The sequence below is a fragment of the Denitratimonas tolerans genome, assembly GCF_037203605.1.
Lineage (GTDB): Bacteria > Pseudomonadota > Gammaproteobacteria > Xanthomonadales > Xanthomonadaceae > Denitratimonas > Denitratimonas tolerans.
Map to the genome: position 1 here is coordinate 33,998 of NZ_JBBDHC010000008.1, position 20,113 is coordinate 54,110.

General features: G+C 68.9%; 11 protein-coding genes and 1 pseudogene. 6 read left to right on the top strand and 6 right to left on the bottom strand.

Features of this window, described 5'->3' with window-relative positions; genetic code table 11:
- The first annotated feature begins 24 nt into the window (after positions 1-24).
- Genes ptsP through WB794_RS07135 form a run of 3 tightly spaced genes read left to right on the top strand, consistent with a single transcriptional unit; the run spans position 25 to position 4,004 of the window.
- Entirely contained in the window at positions 25-1,743 is a 1,719-nt protein-coding gene (ptsP, locus tag WB794_RS07125; RefSeq protein ID WP_337335159.1) for a phosphoenolpyruvate--protein phosphotransferase, read from the top strand.
- 60 nt (positions 1,744-1,803) lie between these two features.
- A complete protein-coding gene (locus WB794_RS07130) occupies positions 1,804-3,156 on the top strand; it encodes a dihydroorotase (RefSeq protein WP_337335160.1) in 1,353 nt (450 codons plus the stop codon).
- Complete coding sequence (locus tag WB794_RS07135) at positions 3,153-4,004, top strand: M23 family metallopeptidase (protein WP_415926663.1); 852 nt, start codon at positions 3,153-3,155, stop codon at positions 4,002-4,004. Before WB794_RS07130 ends, WB794_RS07135 begins: the two co-directional genes overlap by 4 nt.
- A 1-nt stretch (position 4,005) precedes the next feature.
- Here the strand turns inward: WB794_RS07135 and WB794_RS07140 are convergent, their stop codons facing one another.
- From WB794_RS07140 to WB794_RS07150, 3 genes are all read right to left on the bottom strand, one after another.
- Positions 4,006-4,896: a DUF1684 domain-containing protein gene (locus tag WB794_RS07140; RefSeq protein ID WP_337335162.1), complete on the bottom strand. Its 891-nt coding sequence runs from the start codon at positions 4,894-4,896 to the stop codon at positions 4,006-4,008.
- A gap of 549 nt (positions 4,897-5,445) precedes the next feature.
- Positions 5,446-7,260, bottom strand: a complete 1,815-nt coding sequence (gene mutL / locus WB794_RS07145) for a DNA mismatch repair endonuclease MutL (RefSeq protein WP_337335163.1) — start codon at positions 7,258-7,260, stop codon at positions 5,446-5,448.
- 142 nt (positions 7,261-7,402) lie between these two features.
- Positions 7,403-8,344, bottom strand: coding sequence for a M14 family metallopeptidase (locus WB794_RS07150; protein ID WP_337335164.1), 942 nt, complete (start codon positions 8,342-8,344; stop codon positions 7,403-7,405).
- A 172-nt stretch (positions 8,345-8,516) separates the two neighbouring features.
- Here WB794_RS07150 and WB794_RS07155 point away from each other — a divergent pair.
- Positions 8,517-9,443, top strand: a pseudogene (locus WB794_RS07155) (ArsR/SmtB family transcription factor); the annotation flags it as partial.
- Positions 9,444-9,580: 137 nt separating this feature from the next.
- Positions 9,581-13,468: a methionine synthase gene (gene metH / locus WB794_RS07160; RefSeq protein WP_337335165.1), complete on the top strand. Its 3,888-nt coding sequence runs from the start codon at positions 9,581-9,583 to the stop codon at positions 13,466-13,468.
- A 325-nt stretch (positions 13,469-13,793) separates the two neighbouring features.
- Here metH and gyrA read toward each other — a convergent pair whose 3' ends face one another.
- Positions 13,794-16,490, bottom strand: a complete 2,697-nt coding sequence (gene gyrA / locus WB794_RS07165; protein ID WP_337335166.1) for a DNA gyrase subunit A — start codon at positions 16,488-16,490, stop codon at positions 13,794-13,796.
- A 164-nt stretch (positions 16,491-16,654) separates the two neighbouring features.
- Positions 16,655-17,707, bottom strand: a complete 1,053-nt coding sequence (mtnA, locus tag WB794_RS07170; RefSeq protein WP_415926664.1) for an S-methyl-5-thioribose-1-phosphate isomerase — start codon at positions 17,705-17,707, stop codon at positions 16,655-16,657.
- A 215-nt stretch (positions 17,708-17,922) separates the two neighbouring features.
- Here mtnA and WB794_RS07175 point away from each other — a divergent pair, with 215 nt between their 5' ends.
- On the top strand, positions 17,923-19,440 hold the full coding sequence (locus tag WB794_RS07175) for a helicase HerA-like domain-containing protein (protein WP_337335167.1): 1,518 nt from the start codon (positions 17,923-17,925) through the stop codon (positions 19,438-19,440).
- 33 nt (positions 19,441-19,473) lie between these two features.
- Here WB794_RS07175 and WB794_RS07180 read toward each other — a convergent pair whose 3' ends face one another.
- Positions 19,474-20,022 carry a Smr/MutS family protein gene (locus tag WB794_RS07180; protein WP_415926665.1) on the bottom strand — a complete coding sequence of 183 codons (549 nt, stop codon included), beginning with the start codon at positions 20,020-20,022 and terminating at the stop codon, positions 19,474-19,476.
- Between the last annotated feature and the right edge of the window lie 91 nt (positions 20,023-20,113).

The window sequence follows — 20,113 nt, forward strand, 5'->3', positions numbered from 1 at the left end:
GCGGCTCGCGGAGGTGGCGCTGAGATGCGCGCCCGGCTGTCCGGCGTCACCGCCTCGCGCGGGCTGGCGCTCGGGCGCGCCCGGGTTCGCGCGCCGCACGTGGTCGAAGCCGAGGAGCGCAGGCTGTCGTCCGAGGCGGTCGAGCCGGAGATCGCGCGCCTCGTCGACGCCATCCGCTTCACCCGCGCCGAACTGGCAGCCCTGCGCGACCAGCTCCAGGGCGCACTGGCGCAGGAAGTGGGCGAGTTCCTCGACGTGCATGCCCTGCTGCTGGACGATCCCGACCTGGTTTCCGGCCTCGTCGAGATGATCCGCAGCGGCCGCTACGCCGCCAGCTACGCGCTCAAGCTGCAGCGCGACCGCCTCGCCGCCGTATTCAGCGCGATGGAGGACCCGTACCTGCGCAGCCGGCGCGAGGATCTCGACCACGTGATCGGCAGGCTGCAGGCGGCGCTTCAGCGCGGCACGGCTGAGGACGACATCATCGGCCTGGCCGGCGAGGTGCTCGTTGCCGACACGGTATCGCCCACCGAACTGGTGCCGATGGTCGAACGCGGGGTGCTGGCGGTGCTGGTGTCGCGCGGCAGCCCGATGTCGCACAGCGCGATCCTGGCGCGCAGCCTCGGCCTGCCCATGCTGATCGCGCCGGCCGAGGCGCTCGCGGCCATTCCCGACGGCGTGGCGGTGATGGTGGACGCCGGGCGCGGTGAAGTCATCGTGGAACCGGGGCCGGAAGACCTCGCGGACCTGCGCGAGCGCGAGGCTGCCGAGGCGCGCGAACAGCGCTCCCTGGTCCGTCTGCGCGTCGCCGCCACCCGCACCCGCGACGGCGTCGACATCGCCCTGATGGCCAACGCCGAATCGCGCGATGACGTGGCCCGCGCCCGCCAGCTCGGTGCCGCAGGCGTGGGCCTGCTGCGCACCGAGTTCCTCTTCCTGCAGCGCACCGAAGTGCCCGACGAAGAAGAACAGTACGCCGCCTGCCGCGACGCCGTGCTGGCGATGGAAGGCCGACCGGTGACGCTGCGCACGCTCGATCTCGGTGCCGACAAGGCCGACGCCTCCGGCATCGCGCTGCCGCGCGAGCCCAACCCCGCGCTCGGACTGCGCGGCGTGCGCCTGGCGCTGGCGCGCCCCGCCCTGCTGCGCACCCAGCTGCGCGCCATGCTGCGCGCCTCGGCCCACGGCCCGGTGCGCATCCTCGTGCCGATGGTCAGTCAACGCGAGGAAATGCTCGCGGTGCGCCGCCACCTGCGCGAGTGCGAGCGCGAACTGCGCCGCGAAGGCCATCCCGTCGGCGCGCATACGCCGCTGGGCGCAATGATCGAGGTTCCCGCGGCGGCATTCGCGCTGGCGACGCTGCTCGACACCATGGATTTCGTCTCGATCGGCACCAACGACCTCATCCAGTACCTGCTCGCGGCCGACCGCGGCAACGATGCCGTCGGCGCGCTGTTCTCGCCGCTGCACCCGGCGGTGATCCGCGCCCTGCACGAGATCCTCGCCGCCTGCCGCCGGACGCGAAAGCCGGCATCGATCTGCGGCGAGATGGCGGGCGACCCGCAGTACACCCGGCTGCTGCTCGCGCTCGGCCTCACCGAGCTTTCGATGCACCCGGCCAACATCCTGGAAGTTCGCGCCGCGGTGCGCCGGTGCGAACTTTCCGCCCTGCGCCGGCGCGCCGGCGCGCTGCTGCGCGCGCGCGACCGCAGCGCCGTGGAACGCGCGGTGGCGCGGCTGTAGGCCGAAGCGCACGCGGGGCGGCGGTATCATGGCCGTCCCGCCTCCACCGGAAACACCGCCATGGCCGACTGGCTGATCCGCAATGCCCGCCTCGTCAACGAAGGCCGCGAATTCGAAGGCGACCTGCGCGTGCGCGGCGAGCGCATCGAGGAGATCGGCATGGGCCTGTCTGCCCGACCCGGCGAGCAGGTGCTGGACGCGCACGGGCGCTGGCTGATGCCTGGCATGATCGACGACCAGGTGCACTTCCGCGAGCCCGGCCTCACCCACAAGGGCGACCAGGCCACCGAATCCGCGGCGGCGGTGGCCGGCGGCATCACCAGTTTCATGGACATGCCCAACACCCGCCCGCCGACGCTGGATTCGGCCGCGCTGGAAGAAAAATACGCGCACGCCGCCGGGCGCTGCCGCGGCAACTACGGCTTCTACCTGGGTGCCAGCAACGACAACCTCGCCGCCATCCGCGCGCTGGATCCGAAGGCCGCGCCCGGCATCAAGGTGTTCATGGGTGCGTCCACCGGCAACATGCTGGTGGACGATCCCGACACCCTCGATGCGATCTTCCGCGACGCGCCCGTGCCGATCATCACCCACTGCGAAGACACCCCGATGATCGAGGCCGCGCAGGCGGCGGCGCAGGCGCGCTTCGGCGACGAGGTTCCGGTATCGATGCACCCGGACATCCGTTCGCGCGAAGCCTGCCTGAAATCCACGCGACTGGCCGTTTCGCTGGCGAAAAAACACGGCGCGCGGCTGCACGTACTGCACATCAGCACCGCCGACGAGCTGGCCCTGTTCGAAGCCGGCCCGCTGCTGGATGAAAACGGGCGCTTGCGCAAGCGCATCACCGCGGAAACCTGCATCCACTTCCTGCGCTTTTGCCGCGAGGACTACGCCGCACGCGGCAACTTCATCAAGTGCAATCCGGCGATCAAGGATGCCGGCGACCGCGACGCCCTCATCGCCGCGCTGGCCGGCGATGTGATCGACGTGCTCGCCACCGACCACGCCCCGCACACGCTGGAAGAAAAACGGCAGCCCTATCTGTCCGCGCCCTCCGGCCTGCCGCTGGTGCAGGAGGCACTCGTCGCCGCGCTGGAGCTGGTGCACGAAAAGAAGCTGCGCGCCGCGCAGGTGGTGCAGAAGTTCGCCCACGCCCCGGCGCAGCTCTTCGACGTGGCCGAACGCGGCTTCCTGCGCGAAGGCTTCTTCGCCGACCTCGTGCTGGTGGACCCCTTCACCGGCTACACCGTCGAGCGCGAAAAGGTCTTGAGCAAGTGCGGCTGGTCGCCGTTCGAGGGCACGCGCTTTTCCTCCCGCATCGCCGCCACCTTCGTCAACGGCGAGCTGGCCTGGGACGGCCAGCGCCTGATCGGCGAACCGCAGGGGCGGCGGCTGGCGATTGCGCGATGAGGGGTGCGCTGCACCGGCTTCTCCCGCCCGGCACGCTGCTTGCGTGTGCATTCGTGTTATCAGGCACTTCAGACGACGCGCGCGCCACCCCGACACACCGCACCGCCCTGCCCGAATCGGTGCAGCAGGGCAGCCTCGTCTTCGGCCGGACCCGCCCCGGCAGCACCGTCGCGCTGCACGGCAAGGCGCTGCGGGTTTCGTCGGACGGACGCTTCGCTTTCGGCGTGGGCCGCGACGAAGTGCGCAACGCGCGGGTGGATGTCGCCCTGCCCGACGGCACGCGCGAGCGCATCGACGTAGCCGTGAAGAAACGCGACTGGCCAGTGGAGCGAGTGACCGGCGTGCCGCAGAAAACCGTCGATCCACCGCCCGAAATCGCCGCGCGCATCGCGCGCGAACAGGCCGCGGTCGCGGCCGAGCGCAATCGCGACGACGACCGGCCCGATCTTTTCAACGGCTTCATCTGGCCGCTCGATGGCCGCATCAGCGGCCGTTTCGGACGCCAGCGCATCTACAACGGCACGCCCGGTGCGCCGCACTCGGGCACCGACATCGCCGCACCTCAGGGCACGCCGATCCGCGCGCCGGCGGCCGGCGTGGTGGTGTTTGCCGATGCCGACCTCTACCTCACCGGCGGCACCGTGCTGATCGACCACGGCCACGGCGTCGGCTCCAACTTCCTGCACCTGTCGAAGCTGGACGTGGCAGCGGGCCAGCGCGTGGAACAGGGCGACGTCATCGGCCGGGTCGGTGCCACCGGGCGCGCCACCGGCCCGCACCTGCACTGGGGCCTGACCTGGTTCCAGACGCGCCTGGACCCGCAGCTGCTGGAGCTTCCGCCGCGCTGAATCAGCGCGGCCCGACGTACTTCTTCTCGCCGGCCCGCACCGCGAGATCCAGGCGGTTTTCCGGCGGCGGCAGCGGGCAGGTGGAAAACGCATTGAAGGCGCACGGCGGGCTGTAGGCGAGGTTGAAATCCACCAGCACGCGGCCATCCTTCGGCACCGGTGTATCGAGGAAGCGGCCGGCACCGTAGGTCTCGCGGCCCGAGGTGCGGTCGGCGAAGATCAGGAACAGGCTGCCGTCGGAATTGGCCAGCGCCTCGATCCGATAGGTTTTGCCCTCGCGTTCGAACACCACCGCGCCCGGATTCGGCTCGTGGCTGAGCTGGCCGATGACGTTGGCGATCTCGATGGTCGCGCCTTCCGGGTGCGGCTCAAAGCGCGCCTCGATGCGCCAGGCGGGGTCGGTGTCGAAGTAGTCCAGGCCCGCAAACGCGGTTCGGGTGCGGGCCCTGGCATCGCGCACCCGCAGCGCGAAACGCCCGTCGCGCTCGATCAGGTTGAAGCCGGCGGCACCTCCGTCAAAGGTGACCTGGGTCGGCTCACCGTGGCTGTCGGGACGCAGCGCCAGCTCCCCAACCGCGGCCGGCACACCGTCGATCTCCACACCCTTCGCATGGGCGAGCACCAGAGTCACGACGCCCTCACTCAAGCGAATCTCGCCCAGATGCTCCGGACCGACCGCCAACACGATGTCGCTGTCGGAGGCCGCACCCACGCGGTGGGATCCCGGCTCGATCCAGTGCAGCCCCACCAGCGACAGCCAGCCGAGCGGCTGGCGCAGCCCCTCCTCGCGCGCCTGGCGCTGCTGCGCAACCTCGGCGAGATAGTCTCCAGTGTCATCCGCTGCCGCGACAACCGGCAGGAGAAGCGACAGGACAAGCAGCAGGCGGCTCATGGGCAATTCCAAAGGTCGGCGTCACGATTGGCGCATTATGCGTCGCTGCCGCGCAAACAGCCGCAAACCCGCAGTCAAACGTCGGCCACGTAGGGCCGACCTACAGCATCGTGTCTGCAGTAGTGTTCTGCGACAGGTCGGGGCTACGTCCCCGACGCGGTATTCTGCGGCCGTCGCCGAGTTCGCGCTGCGCGCTCAACTTCGATCCGACAGGCGGGAAATCATCAACACCCGCAGGTCCATCTCGCTGATGCCCAGAGGCGCAAGCTTCCGGGCGGCAGCCGCGATACGCCTGCCTGCCTCGCTACGGGCGCCGCCGCGCCAGGTTCCGATGGCCGGAATCGCACACTCGGTGCCGGGCACTCGAACAAGCAGGGTGTCGACGTCGTGCAGGAGCAGAGCCTGTCCCGCACTGTGGCGACGCACCCTTACGCAGTGCTTCCCGCCGATGCGTGAAGGATGGCGCACACCGGTCTCAGAGGTTGAGACCGGCAGACGCATGGTCGGAAAAGATTCGAGTGATCCGGAATGGGACCCACAGCCCGCCAATCAGCGCCCGCGCAGGAACAATCGGTCTAGCTGGGCCTTGTCGAGCAGCACCCAGGTCGGGCGGCCGTGGTTGCACTGGCCGGAGCGTTCCGTGGCCTCCATGTCGCGCAGCAGCGCGTTCATTTCGGCCAGCGTCAGGCGGCGGTTGGCGCGCACCGAGGCGTGGCAGGCCATGGTGCCCAGGAGCGCGTTGCGCTCTTCCTGCACCCGGCGGGTGTTGCCGTGGGCCATGAGATCGGCGATCACGTCGAGCGCGAGCTGGCGCGTGTCCACGCCTTCCAGCAGCGCGGGAATGGCGCGCACGGTGAGATTCTGCGGGCCGCTGCGGTCGATTTCGAAACCCAGCGCGGCGAGCGCCTGCGCGTGTTCTTCCGCCGCCCCCGCCTCGCGCTCGCTCACCGACAGCGCCATCGGCACCAGCAGCGGCAGGGCGCGGATGCCCTCGCCGTCCTGCGCGGCCTTGAGGCGTTCGTAGCTGATGCGCTCATGCGCCGCGTGCATGTCCACCACCACCAGACCTTCGGCGTTCTCGGCCAGGATGAAAATGCCGTGCAGCTGCGCCAGGGCGTAGCCCAGCGGCGGCGGCGCGGAGTCGGAATCGGTCACCGGCAGAGAAAAAGCGCCCGGCTCGCGCGGCGTGGACGGGGTTCCGTAAAGCGCCGCGAGCGCGCCGACCTGCTCGCGCACGTTGAGGCGCAGCGTTCCCTGTCCGGCACCAAGCGGCGCGGACGCGGAATAGCCGGAGGGCGAAACGGACACCGGCGGCGCGGCCGCCGCCCCATCGGGAATACGCAGCGGATCCGACTCCACCGCGCCGGCGCGGGTTCCGGCGAGCGCGCGATGCAGGGTGCGGTAGAGGAAATCGTGCACCAGCCGCTGATCGCGGAACCGCACCTCGCTCTTGGCCGGGTGCACGTTCACATCCACGCGCGTCGGATCCAGCTCCAGGAACAGCACGTAGGCCGGATGGCGACCGTGGTAGAGCACATCGGCATAGGCCTGGCGCAGCGCGTGCGCCACGGTGCGGTCGCGCACCAGGCGCCGGTTCACGTAGAAATACTGCTGGTCGGCCTGCGAGCGCGCGGCCGTGGGCAGACCGACCCAGCCGCTCAGGCGAAAACCCGCCGCGGATTCGTCCAGATACAGGCTTTGCGACGGAAACCCGGTGCCGAGGGTTTCCCCCAGACGGCGCAGCAGCTCGTCCTCGCTGCGCGACGGCCGCCAGCTGCGCACCAGCTTGCCGTTGTGCGAAAGCCGGAACTCCACGTCCATGCGCGCCAATGCCAGCGCGCGCAGCAGGTCCTCGACATGGCCGAACTCGGTGCGCTCGGCGCGCAGGAAGCGCCGCCGCGCCGGCACGTTGTAGAACAGCTCGCGCGCCTCGACCGTCGTTCCCGGCGGATGCTGCGCCGGCTCCGGTTCGCCCAGCCGCCCGCCGTCGCACTCGAGGCACCAGGCACGCTCGGCGTCCGCCTTGCGCGAGGTGATGGTGAACTGCGACACCGAGGCGATGGACGGCAGCGCCTCGCCGCGAAAACCCATCGTCGCCACCGCCTCCAGATCCTCCAGCGAGGCGATCTTGCTGGTGGCGTGCCGCGACAGCGCCAGCGCCAGCTCGTCCCTCGCGATGCCCGCACCGTTGTCGCGGATGCGGATCAGCCGCGCGCCACCCTCCTCCAGCTCCACCTCGACGCGCGTGGCCCCCGCGTCCAGCGCGTTCTCGACCAGCTCCTTCACCGCCGACGCCGGCCGCTCCACCACCTCGCCGGCGGCGATCTGATCTACGAGGGTGTCGGGAAGAAGCTGGATGGGCATGGCGTCCTGCGGGCGATGGCGCGATCAGCCGACAGCGTAACTGCCCTGCCCGCCGCAGCGCAGCATGGCGGACGATGAACACACCGAGGCGTCCGTTGCGCTGCGCGCGAAACCCGCCGCGCAGGCCGGCGGAACGTGGGCGCTACGCGCTGCGCGCGCTCGCGCCCGGCTGCGACAGGGCAAAATCCAGCGCCGCGCATACGGCCGCGACCTGGGCGTCGTTGCACTGCGCCGGCGAGGCGCGGGGACTGTCGGGATAAACTTCGGTGGTGGTGGTGTAGCGCGCGCCGGTGATGCCGGCGCACAGGCCGAGCGGACGCAGCGCATATTCGATCACTCCGCGCGAAATCACCGGCGAGCCGATGATGGTGCCGTCCGGATCGGCCGGCGCGATGTGGGTGACTTTCTCCACCGCGTTGATGATTGCCCGCTGGAAGGCGGGCTGCGGGTTGTCGCTGTCGTCCACGAGGTAGAAACCGTCGGGAATGGTGCCCGGCTCGAAGGGTTTGCCGTCGCGCGCGGCCAACGCCGGGCGGAACTCGCCTTCGTCCGAATCGGTGGTTTCGTGCAGGTCGATGTGCAGCAGGAAGCGTCCGGCGAGCGGTGCCACCAGGCGCATCAGCGCGGCCGATTCGGCGGCGGGGCTGGGTTTGCGGAAGCTGCGGTTGGGATCGATGGCGGCGGGATTCCAGCGCTGGATGCGCTCGTAGGCCCAGGGACTCACGCAGGGCACGACCAGCAGGTTGATGCGCCCAGCGTACTGCGGCGCGTGGCGTTCGAGAAACTGCAGCGCGCCGTGCACGCCGGACGTCTCGTAGCCGTGCACGCCGCCGGTGACCAGCGCCACGGGCAGGTTTTCATCCCAGCCGCGGCTGCCCACGGCGTGGAGCGGATAGCGGTCCGGCGCGTAGTCGAGCATGCCGTATTCGGAAACTTCAAAGCGCGATCGCAGCGCTTCGACGCGCGGCAGCACGTCCTCGGCGTGGCGACGCCGGACCGGATGCATCGCGCGCCACTGCGCCACCTCGGCCGCTCCCCACGGTTGCCCGGGCGTGCCGATGGGAAAAGGAACGGGTGTGTTCATCCTGTGCGCCTCGCAAAATACCGATCGCGGGACTTTAGCACCGGCCGCTGTGCCAGCCGGCCGACGACAGCACACCGCGCTCTTGCGGCCTGATGCGACGCCGCATTTCCTTGACCGTGATCGCGGCGGCGCACTATCCTTCCATCCTTGAATCGCGATAGAAGGATATAACGTGGATCTGGACGCCTGGTCAGCCTGCCTGCGCGTGCTTTCCGACGCGACCCGCGTGCGCCTGCTGGCGCTGCTGGAGCGCGAGGAGCTGACCGTGGCCGAACTGGCCGCGGTCACGCGACTGGCGCAGCCGCGCGTCTCGACCCATCTGGCCAAGCTCAAGGAGCACGGTCTGGTGCGCGACCGCCGCGCCGGGGTTTCGGCCTACTACCGCTTTGCCGAAGACGAGATGGACAAGGCCCAGCGCGCGCTGTGGTCGGCGCTGTCTGCCGGTGCCGACGATCCGCTGCTGCGCTCGGACGCCGAGCGCCTGCCGGATGTGCTCGCGGCGCGCGCCACCGAGCAGAACTGGGCCGATTCGGTGGCCGGCGACATGGAGCGCCACTATTCGCCCGGCCGCACCTGGGAAGCCTTGGCGCGCACCGCGCTGCCGCTGCTGTGGCCCGGCGACGTGCTCGACATCGCGTCGGGCGACGGCGTGCTGGCGGAACTGCTGTCGCCACACGCCGAACGCTACGTCTGCATCGATTCCAGCCAGCGCGTGGTGAATGCGGCGAGCGAGCGCCTGCGCCGCTTCGAAAACGTGGAAGTCATCGAGGGCGACATGCACGCCCTGCCCTTTCCCGACGCCAGCTTCGACCTGGTGGTGCTGATGCACGCGCTCACCTACGCCGAGAAGCCGGCAAAGGCGGTCGCCGAGGCGGCCCGCGTGCTGCGCCCGGGCGGACGCCTGCTGCTCTCCAGTCTGGCGCGGCACGAGCACCGCGCGGTGGTGGAAGCCTACGGCCACGTCAACCTGGGCTTCACCGAACGCGAGCTGCGCCGCTTCGCCGAGAAGGCCGGGCTCACCATCGCCAACTGCGAAACCGTGACCCGCGAGCGCCGGCCGCCGCACTTCGAGGTGATCTCGCTGACCGGCATCAAACCCTGATCCGCCGTGGAGCGGCGGTGGGAACTGGTCGGATGGCGGAGCAAGTTCGGGTAGCGGAGCAGGCTCCGCTCTACGGTAACGATGAAAAACAACCACTGCAGCGGAGCGGGCTCCGCGTTACGGGGAAAGACGCTATGCACGCATTGCCCTGGAAAAATCCCGCGCGCGTCGCGGCGCTGCACGCCGCGCTGGCGCGGCGCATCCTCATCATCGACGGTGCGATGGGCACGATGATCCAGCGCGAAGGGCTGGAGGAAGCCGACTATCGCGGCGAGCGGTTCGCGCATGGCTACGACGCGCTTTTCGCCGATCCCGGCCACGCGCACGGCCCCGGCTGCGGCTGCGAGGCGCACGATCAGCGCGGCAACAACGACCTGCTCTCGCTCACCCGCCCCGGACTCATCAGCGAAATCCATCGCGCCTACCTCCAGGCCGGCGCGGACCTGGTCGAGACCAACACCTTCAACTCCACCGGCATCTCGCTGGCCGATTACCGCCTGCAGCACCTGGTGCGCGAATTGAACCGCGAGGGCGCGCGCCTGGCACGCGCGGAATGCGACGCCATCGAAGCCGACGACCCGTCGCGCCCGCGCTTCGTGATCGGCGTGCTCGGGCCCACCAGCCGCACCGCCTCGCTCTCGCCCGACGTCAACCGCCCGGGATTTCGCGCCGTCACCTTCGACCAGCTCGCCGAGGCTTACCGCGAGGCCGCGCGGGGCCTGATCGACGGCGGGGCCGACGTGCTGATGGTGGAGACCATCTTCGACACGCTCAACGCCAAGGCCGCACTGTTCGCCATCGACGATGTGTTCGAGGAAACCGGCGCGCGCCTGCCGGTGATGATCTCCGGCACGATCACCGACGCCTCCGGCCGCACGCTGTCGGGCCAGACCGCCGAGGCGTTCTGGTATTCGCTGCGCCACGCGCGTCCGCTGTCCATCGGCCTCAACTGCGCGCTGGGCGCAAAAGACCTGCGCCAGCATATCGACGTCCTGGCGCAGGTGGCCGATGCTTTCGTGAGCTGCCACCCCAACGCCGGCCTGCCCAACGCCTTCGGCGGCTACGATGAAACGCCGGAGGACATGGCGCGGGTGCTGGCGCAGTTCGCGCGCGGTGGCCTGCTCAATTTCGTCGGCGGCTGCTGCGGCTCCACGCCCGAACATATCCGCGCCATTGCCGAGGCGGTGGAAGGCGTGGCACCGCGGATGGTGCCTGAACTGGTATCCGCGGCGTCCCCGTCGCAACCAAGCGAAGACACGCGCCCGCGGCTTTCCCGCTACACGCGACTTTCGGGTCTGGAGCCGCTGGCCATCACGCCCGAGTCGAACTTCATCAACGTCGGCGAGCGCACCAACGTCACCGGCAGCGCGCAGTTCAAGAAGCTGATCCTGGAAGGGCGCCTGGACGACGCCGTGGCGGTCGCGCGCCAGCAGGTGGAAAACGGCGCCCAGGTCATCGACATCAACATGGACGAGGGTCTGCTCGATGCCGAGAAGGCGATGGTCGAGTTCCTCAACCTGATCGCGGCGGAACCGGACATCAGCAGGGTGCCGGTGATGATCGACAGCTCGAAGTGGACGGTGATCGAAGCCGGCCTCAAGTGCCTGCAGGGCAAGGGCATCGTCAACTCGATCTCGATGAAGGAAGGCGAGGCGGAGTTTCTCGAACACGCGCGCCTGGTGCGCCGCTACGGCGCGGCGGTGGTGGTGATGGCCTTCGATGAGGTCGGCCAGGCCGATACCGCACAGCGCAAGGTGGAGATCGGCGCGCGCGCCTTCGAACTGCTCACGCAAGCCGTCGGCTTTCCGCCCGAGGACATCATCTTCGATCCCAACTGCTTTGCCATCGCCACCGGAATCGAGGAACACAACAACTACGCGGTGGACTTCATCGCGGCGGCCGGCGAGCTGCGCCGGCGGTTTCCCTTCAGCCACATTTCCGGCGGCGTTTCCAACGTCAGCTTTTCCTTTCGCGGCAACGAGACGGTGCGCCAGGCGATCCACGTCGTGTTCCTCTACCACGCGATCCGCGCCGGCATGGACATGGGCATCGTCAACGCCGGTGCGCTGCCACTGTACGACACGCTGGATCCGGCGCTGCGCGAGCGGGTGGAGGATGTGGTGCTCAACCGCCGCAGCGACGCCACCGAGCGGCTGCTGGAGATCGCCGACCGCTACCGGAAGAAGAAGGGCGAAAAAAAGGTCGAGGACCTCGCTTGGCGCGAGCTGCCGGTGGCCGCGCGGCTCTCGCATGCGCTGGTGCACGGCATCGACCAGTACGTGGTGGAAGACACCGAGGCGGCGCGGCTCGAAGCCAAGCGCCCGCTCGATGTGATCGAAGGCCCGCTGATGGACGGCATGAACGTGGTCGGCGACCTGTTCGGCGCGGGCAAGATGTTCCTGCCCCAGGTGGTCAAATCCGCGCGGGTGATGAAAAAGGCCGTCGCCCACCTGCTGCCCTTCATCGAAGCGGAAAAGCTGCGCACCGGCGATGCCGGCAAGAGCAACGGCAAGATCGTGATGGCGACCGTCAAGGGCGACGTGCACGACATCGGCAAGAACATCGTCGGCGTGGTGCTGGCCTGCAACAACTTTGAGGTGATCGACCTCGGGGTGATGGTGCCGGCGCAGAGGATCCTCGACACCGCGATCGCCGAGAGCGCCGACATGATCGGCGTTTCGGGCCTGATCACGCCCTCGCTGGAAGAGATGAGCCACGTCGCCAAGGAAATGCAGCGCCAGGGCTTCACCATGCCGCTGTTGATCGGCGGCGCCACCACCTCGCGCGCGCACACGGCGCTGAAGATCGACCCGCACTACACCTCGCCCACGATCTGGGTCAAGGATGCCTCGCGCGCGGTGGGCGTGGCGCAGTCGCTGATGAGCCCGGAGCTGCGCGGCGATTTCGTGCAGGCCGCCGCCAACGATTATGCCGACGTGCGCCAGCGCCACCGCCAGCGCGGCGATGGCAAGCGCCTGGTGCCGCTGGAAAAAGCGCGCGCGCAGTCGTTCAAGTTCGACTGGGCCGGCTACACCCCGCCTGCGCCGAAGCAGCCGGGGCTGCACGTGTTCGACGACTATCCGCTGGCCGAGCTGGTGGAATGCATCGACTGGTCGCCGTTCTTCAGCGCCTGGGAACTGGCCGGGCGCTTCCCCGACATCCTCACCGACGAGATCGTCGGCCCGCAGGCCAGCGAGCTCTACCGCGACGCACGCACGATGCTGGAGAAGATCGTCGCCGAGAAGTGGCTCACCGCCCGCGCGGTCTGCGCCTTCTGGCCGGCCAACAGCATTGGAGACGATGTGGAGCTGTTCCTGCCGGAACAGCGGGATTCGGGATTCGGGATTCAGGATTCGGAAACCGCGGGGACCGGCGAATCCTCACCATCCAATCCCCAATCCAAGCGCTTTTTCCGCTTTTTGCGTCAACAGGCACAAAAACCCGTCGAACGCCCCAACCTGTGCCTGGCCGATTTCATCGCGCCGAAAGACAGCGGCAAACAGGACTGGATCGGCGGCTTCGCGGTCACTGCGGGGCTTGGCATCGAATCGCATCTGGAGCGCTTCCGCGCCGATCACGACGACTACAGCGCGATCCTGCTCAAAGCCCTGGCCGACCGCCTGGCCGAAGCCTTCGCCGAGCGCCTCCACCAGCGCGTGCGCACCGAGCTGTGGGGCTATGCGCCGGACGAGAATCTCGACAATGCCGCGCTGATCGCCGAGGCGTATTGCGGCATCCGCCCCGCGCCCGGCTACCCGGCCTGCCCCGAGCACAGCGAAAAACACGCGCTGTTCGATCTGCTCGACGCCACCGCCAACGCCGGCGTGATCCTCACCGACCATTTCGCCATGTACCCGGCCGCCAGCGTGTCCGGCTTCTACTTCAGCCATCCCGACAGCAAGTATTTCGTCGTGGGCCGCGTTTCCAGGGAACAGGTCGCCGACTACGCGCGGCGCAAGGGCGTGGACCTCGCACAGGCCGAGCGCTGGCTGTCGTTCAACCTCGATTACGACCCGGATTGACGCAGGATCACCCAGCAAGTCGACGCAACATAGTTCGAACCGGCCGCCAGCACCGACCACGAATGCCGCAGAACCTGCTGCGCAGGGTTTTCGGACACTCCGCACCATGACGAGGACTTAACCGCGCCGGTTGGCGGCGAGCCGACGTCCGTCATATGGCTCCAGGCACGTAGGTCGGGGCTACGCCCCCGACGGGGTGTTTGATGCCCCGCCACGGTGTTCAATGCACGGCCACGTCGGCCGCGTAGAGCCGACCTACGGAAGAAACGTCGGCCGCGTGGCGGCTGCGTGACGGCACCACGGCGGAATCGTCTGCGGCGGTTTCCTACCGTTCGGATGGCTCCGGGGTTGCGGCGGAGGCGTCTTCGCCGCCATCTTCTTCTCCGCCGTCATCCAGCGAGGTATCCACCGCCACCACACCGGTCAGGCTTTCGCCCTCGCCCAGGCGAATCAGGGTCACGCCCTGGGTGTTGCGGCTGATGCGTGAAATGCCCTCGGCCGGCGTGCGCACGAGGGTGCCGGCATCGGAGATCAGCAGCACTTCGTCGCTGGCGCGCACCAGCACGGCGGCCACCAGCGGGCCGTTGCGCTCGGTGGTCTGGATGCCGATCACGCCCCGGGTGCCGCGCCCCTTGCGCGGATATTCGGCCAGCGGGGTGCGCTTGCCGTAGCCGTTGCGGGTGGCGGTGAGAACGCACTCCAGATCATCGGGCTCGCTGCCGCCCTGGATCGGCGTCTCGTCGCCGGAGGCTTCGATGATCTCCTCCTCGGCCTCATCGACGCCGCAGTCCTCCATCCCGGCGGACTGCGCCACGATCAGGCTGACCACGCGCTCGTCCTTTGCCAGACGGATGCCGCGAACGCCGGTGGCGGTACGGCCCATCGAGCGCACCGTGCTTTCGGCGAAGCGCGCGGCGCGGCCATTGCTGGCGAACAGCAGGATGTCCTTGCCTCCATCGGTGAGCTGCGCATCGACCAGGGCATCGCCCTCGTCGAGGTTGATGGCGATCTTGCCGCGCGCCAGGCGGTAGGCGTACTCGGTGAGCGGGGTCTTCTTCACCGTGCCGTTGGCGGTGGCGAAGAACACGTAGCGATCCTCGGCGTATTCGCGTACCGCCTGCACGGCCTGGATCTTCTCGCCCTCTTCCAGCGCCACGAAGTTGACGATGGGCCGGCCGCGCGCGTTGGAGCCGGCTTCGGGCAGCCGGAACACCGGCAGCCAGAACACCCGGCCGGCACTGGTGAAGGTGAGCAGGGTGTCGTGGGTGTTGGCGATCCACAGCTGCTCGATGAAGTCCTCGTCCTTGGTCGACGCGGCGCTGCGCCCGCGCCCGCCGCGGCGCTGCGCGCGGTAGGCGCTGACCGGCTGGCGCTTGACGTAGCCGGTGTGCGAAAGCGTCACCACCATGTCCTCGGGCGCGATCAGGTCGAGGATGTCGAGGTCTTCCTCACTCTGGCGGATTTCGCTGCGGCGCGCGTCGCCGTACTCTTCCTTGAGGTTGCGCAGCTCGGTGCGGATGACCTCCAGCAACACGTCGGGGTTTTCGAGGATCTCGATCAGGCCGCGGATGGTTTCCAGCAGCGCCTTGTATTCGTCGGTGAGCTTGTCCTGCTCCAGTCCGGTGAGGCGGTGCAGGCGCATTTCGAGGATCTGCTGGGCCTGGACCTCGGTGAGCTGATAGCCACCGGCCTGCAGACCGACGCCGGCGGGAAGGTCTTCGGGACGCGATGCCGCAGCACCGGCCGCAGCCAGCAGCGCGCCGACCAGGCCCGGCTGCCAGGTGCGCGCCAGCATCCGCTCCTTGGCGACCTGCGGATTTTCCGAGGTCTTGATCAGCTCGATCATCTCGTCGATGTTGGCCAGCGCAACCGTCAGACCTTCGAGGATGTGGGCGCGGGCGCGCGCTTTGCGCAGCTCGAAGATGGTGCGGCGGGTCACCACCTCGCGGCGGTGGCGGATGAAGGCTTCGAGGATCTGCTTGAGGTTGAGGAGCTGCGGCCGGCCGTCGACCAGGGCCACCATGTTGATGCCGAACACCGACTCCATCGGCGTCTGCGAATACAGGTTGTTGAGCACCACGTCGGCGGCATCGCCGCGCTTGATCTCGATGTAGATGCGCATGCCGTCCTTGTCGGACTCGTCGCGCAGCTCGCTGATGCCTTCGAGCTTCTTTTCCTTGACCAGCTCGGCGATCTTCTCGATCAGCCTGGCTTTGTTCACCTGGTAGGGAATCTCGCTGACGATGATCGATTCGCGCCCGGTCCTGGCATCCACCTCGATCTCGGCGCGGGCGCGCATCCGCACCCGGCCGCGGCCGCCGTGGTAGGCCGCGTGCACACCCGAGGTGCCGTTGATGATGCCGCCGGTGGGAAAGTCCGGTGCCGGCAGGTGTTCCATCAGGTCGGAAATCGTCGCCTCGGGATCGTCGATCAGCGCGAGGGTGGCATCGACCACTTCACCCAGATTGTGCGGCGGGATGTTGGTCGCCATGCCCACGGCGATACCGGCGGAACCATTCACCAGAAGGTTCGGGACGCGGGTCGGCAGGACCGTGGGTTCCTGCTCCTTCTCGTCGTAGTTGGGCTGGAAATCGACGGTTTCCTTGTCGATGTCCGACAGCAGCTCGTGCGTCAGGCGCGTCATGCGCGCCTCGGTGTAACGCATCGCCGCGGCCGAGTCGCCGTCGACCGAACCGAAGTTGCCCTGGCCATCGACCAGCAGGTAGCGCAGCGAGAACGGCTGCGCCATGCGCACCAGGGTGTCGTACACCGACTGGTCGCCGTGCGGGTGGTATTTACCGATCACGTCACCGACGATGCGGGCCGACTTCACGTGCGGCTTGTTGGCGTGGGTACCCAGCTCGTTCATCGCGAAGAGCACGCGCCGGTGCACGGGCTTGAGGCCATCGCGCACGTCCGGAAGGGCGCGCCCGACGATCACGCTCATGGCGTAATCCAGATAGCTGCGGCGCATCTCGTCTTCGAGATTGACCGGGATGATTTCCTTGGCGTGATCGGTCACTTTTTTTCCTGATTCATCCGTGGGATATCCCATGTGCCGGCATCAGGGCACGAACCCTGCGGGCGCCCCTCGAAAGGCGTTGGGACAAGCGTCACAGTCTACCACGCGCGCGGTCCGGACCCGACTTGCGCGGGGGTCGGCCCTGCGCGCGAAGCTAACCGGGCTCAGGCCGAGGCGGCGGCCGCGCGAAGCGCCGCGTCGAACGGCGCGCGCAGCACGCCGCGTTCGGTCACGATGGCGTCGATCAGGGCCGCCGGGGTCACGTCGAACACCGGGTTGAGGGCGCGCACGCCCTCGGCCACGGTGCGCCGGCCGCCGGAGGTCAGCAGTTCGGCCGGATCGCGTTCCTCGATCGGGATGTCGGCACCGCTGCGAGTAGCCATGTCCACCGTCGACCACGGTGCCACCACCATGAACTTCACCCCGAAATGCCGCGCCGCGATGGCCAGCTGCAGGGTGCCGATCTTGTTGGCGACATCGCCCTGCGCGGTGATGCGGTCGGCACCGACGATCACCCACTGCACCTGGCCGGTGCCCATGAGGTGCGCCGCGGCCGAATCGGCGATCAGGGTGGCGTCGATGCCGTCCTGCTGCAGTTCCCAGACGGTGAGCCGCGCGCCCTGCATCCAGGGCCGGGTTTCGGTGGCGAACACCCGCGCGATGCGCCCCAGCGCCACGCCCGCGCGGATCACGCCCAGTGCCGTACCGAAACCGGCGGTGGCCAGGGAACCGGTATTGCAATGGGTAAGCACGCCGCTGCCGGGCGCGATCAGCGCCGCGCCCTGCGCGCCCATGCGGCGATTGGCGGCAAGATCCTCGCGCTCGATGGACTCCGCCTCGGCGCGCACGCGCGCGCGCCAATCGTCGCCCGCCTCCGCCAGCACCCCGCGCATCCGCGCCAGCGCCCAGGCCAGGTTCACCGCCGTGGGGCGGGCCGCGTTGAGCCGATCGAGCACCGGCACCAGCGACACGCGCGCCTGCGCCGCGGAAACCTCGCCCAGCGCGCCAGCCGCCAGCACCACCGCCCAGGCCGCGGCGATGCCGATGGCCGGCGCGCCGCGCACGGCCAGGTCGGCAATCGCCTGCGCCACCGCATCGGCATCCTCGCAGTCGATGAACACCTCCTCGAACGGCAGCCGGCGCTGGTCGAGCAGGCGCAGGCGGTCATCGCGAAAGACAACCGCGCGAACGCGGTCGTAGCGGGCATAGTCGATCATGGCCAGGGCGAAAATTGCGGGGGCGTCACTCTAGCAGCCCGCAGTCCCCAGGAACCGGAGCCGCGTCGCCAGGCCCGGCGGAAACACCCGTCGCCCCGAGCATGCGCACCGTTCCGGCCGATGGCATTGATCCACCAGACGCCCTGTGCCGGCCCGCGCGGCGATGTCGCAGGCTAGAATCCGACGCTGGCTCTCTGCGCACCCGGAAACCTCCCGTGAACACCATCCTCGTCGGCAAGTCCATCACCACCCCCGAATCCGGCCAGGTCCATCTCCTGGCCAAGTACGGCAACCGCCACGGCCTGGTGGCCGGGGCCACGGGAACCGGCAAATCGGTGAGCCTGATGGTGATGGCCGAGGGCTTTTCGCGCCTCGGCGTTCCGGTGTTCATGGCCGATGTGAAGGGCGATATCGCCGGTCTGGCGGTGCCGGGCAGCAGCAATGACAAGATCGCCGCGCGCGTGGCGCAAATCGGCATCGAGGGCTACGCCAACGAGGGCAATCCAACCGTCTTCTGGGACGTGTACGGCAAGGACGGGCACCCGGTGCGGACCACGATGTCCGAAATCGGCCCCACCCTGCTCGCGCGCATGCTCGAACTCAACGACATCCAGTCGGGCGTGCTCGACATCGTGTTCAAGCTGGCCGACGACAACGGCTGGCTGCTCCTGGACATCGACGACCTGCGCTCCCTGCTCGCCTTCGCCAGCGAGGAGCGGCAGGCGATTTCGGCGAGCTACGGCCTGGTCAGTCCGGCCTCGATCGCCGCGATCCAGCGCGCGCTGCTGCGGCTGGAACAGGAGGGCGGCAACCACTTCTTCGGCGAACCGGCGCTCGATCTCACCGACCTGATGCGGACCGACCTTTCCGGCCGCGGCATCATCAACATCCTCGCGGCCGACAAGCTGTTCCTGAAGCCGCGCCTGTACTCCACCTTCCTGCTGTGGCTGCTTTCGGAGCTGTTCGAAAACCTGCCGGAGGTGGGCGATCTGGACAAGCCGCGCCTGGCCTTCTTCTTCGACGAGGCGCACCTGTTGTTCGACGACGCGCCGGCGGCGCTGCGCCAGCGTATCGAACAAGTCATCCGGCTGATCCGCTCCAAGGGCGTGGGCGTCTACTTCTGCTCGCAGTTCCCCGATGACGTGCCCAACGAAATCCTCGGGCAGCTCGGAAACCGCGTGCAGCACGCGCTGCGTGCCTTCACTCCGCGCGACCAGAAGGCGGTGAAGACCGCCGCCGAGACCTTCGTTCAGAACCCGGCGCTGAATGTGGTCCAGGCGATTTCCCAGCTTGGCACCGGCGAGGCGCTGACCTCGATGCTGATGGACAAGGGCATCCCCTCGCCGGTCGAGAAAACCGTCGTTTGCCCGCCGCGCTGCCGCATGGGTGCGATCACGCCGGAAGAGCGCGCCGCGGTGCGCGCCCGCAGCCCGATCGGGCTGCGCTACGACACCCCGGTCAACCGGGAATCCGCGCACGAAATCCTGACCCGGCGCGCCCAGGAGGCCGCCGCAGCGCGCGAACAGGCCACCGCCGCCAAGGAGGCCGCACGCGGCAAACCCGCGCAGGCCGAGGAAGGCGGCATGGGGCAGAAGGTGAACGAATGGCTGTTCGGCACCAAACGCCGCCAGGGCGTGGTGGACACCATGGCCAAGCAGACCGCGCGCACCATGGGCACCAAGCTGGGCAACCAGATCCTGCGCGGCGTGCTCGGCGGCATCTTCAAGAAGTGAGCGTCAGCGCCGGAGCCGCGCGCTGGCGGTGCGTCAACCGCGTACCAGCAACACCAGCACCGCGCCGCTGCCGCCCTCGGGTGCCGGCGCGGATGCGAACGCCAGCACGTCCGAGCGCAGCCGCAGCATGCGGTCCACCAGCGCCTTGAGCACCGGGCCGGCATCGCCGGAGCGCAGGCCCTTGCCGTGCACGATGCGCACGCAGCCGTGGCCTTCGCGGCGCGCCTCGGCCAGAAACTCGCGCAGCGCGGACTCGGCCTGGGTCTGGGTCATGCGGTGCAGATCGATTTCGTCGCGCACCGCGTAGTGCCCGCGCTTCAGGCGGCGCAGGAGGCGTGGCGAATGGCCTTCGCGCAGGTATTCGAGCACGTCGCCCGGCCCCAGCGGCGAGGCGGAAAAGGGCGCGAAGCGCGACTGGTGCAAAGCCAGCGCCTCATCCGCCTCGCGCGAGCGCGGCCGCGGCGGCTGCGGGTCCGCGCGCGGCGGTTCCTCAACAACCTCCGCCAGCTTGCGCACCGGCCCGATCGCCTCGTGGAACAGGGCGATATCGTCGGCAGAAGGCGGCACGGAGCGTTTCGGCACGGGGCCTCCGGGTCAGGCCGCAAGACCGATGCGGCGACGCAACCCATGATAGTGCGCCATCCGCCGGTACCCGCGATGCAAACGGCGGCGT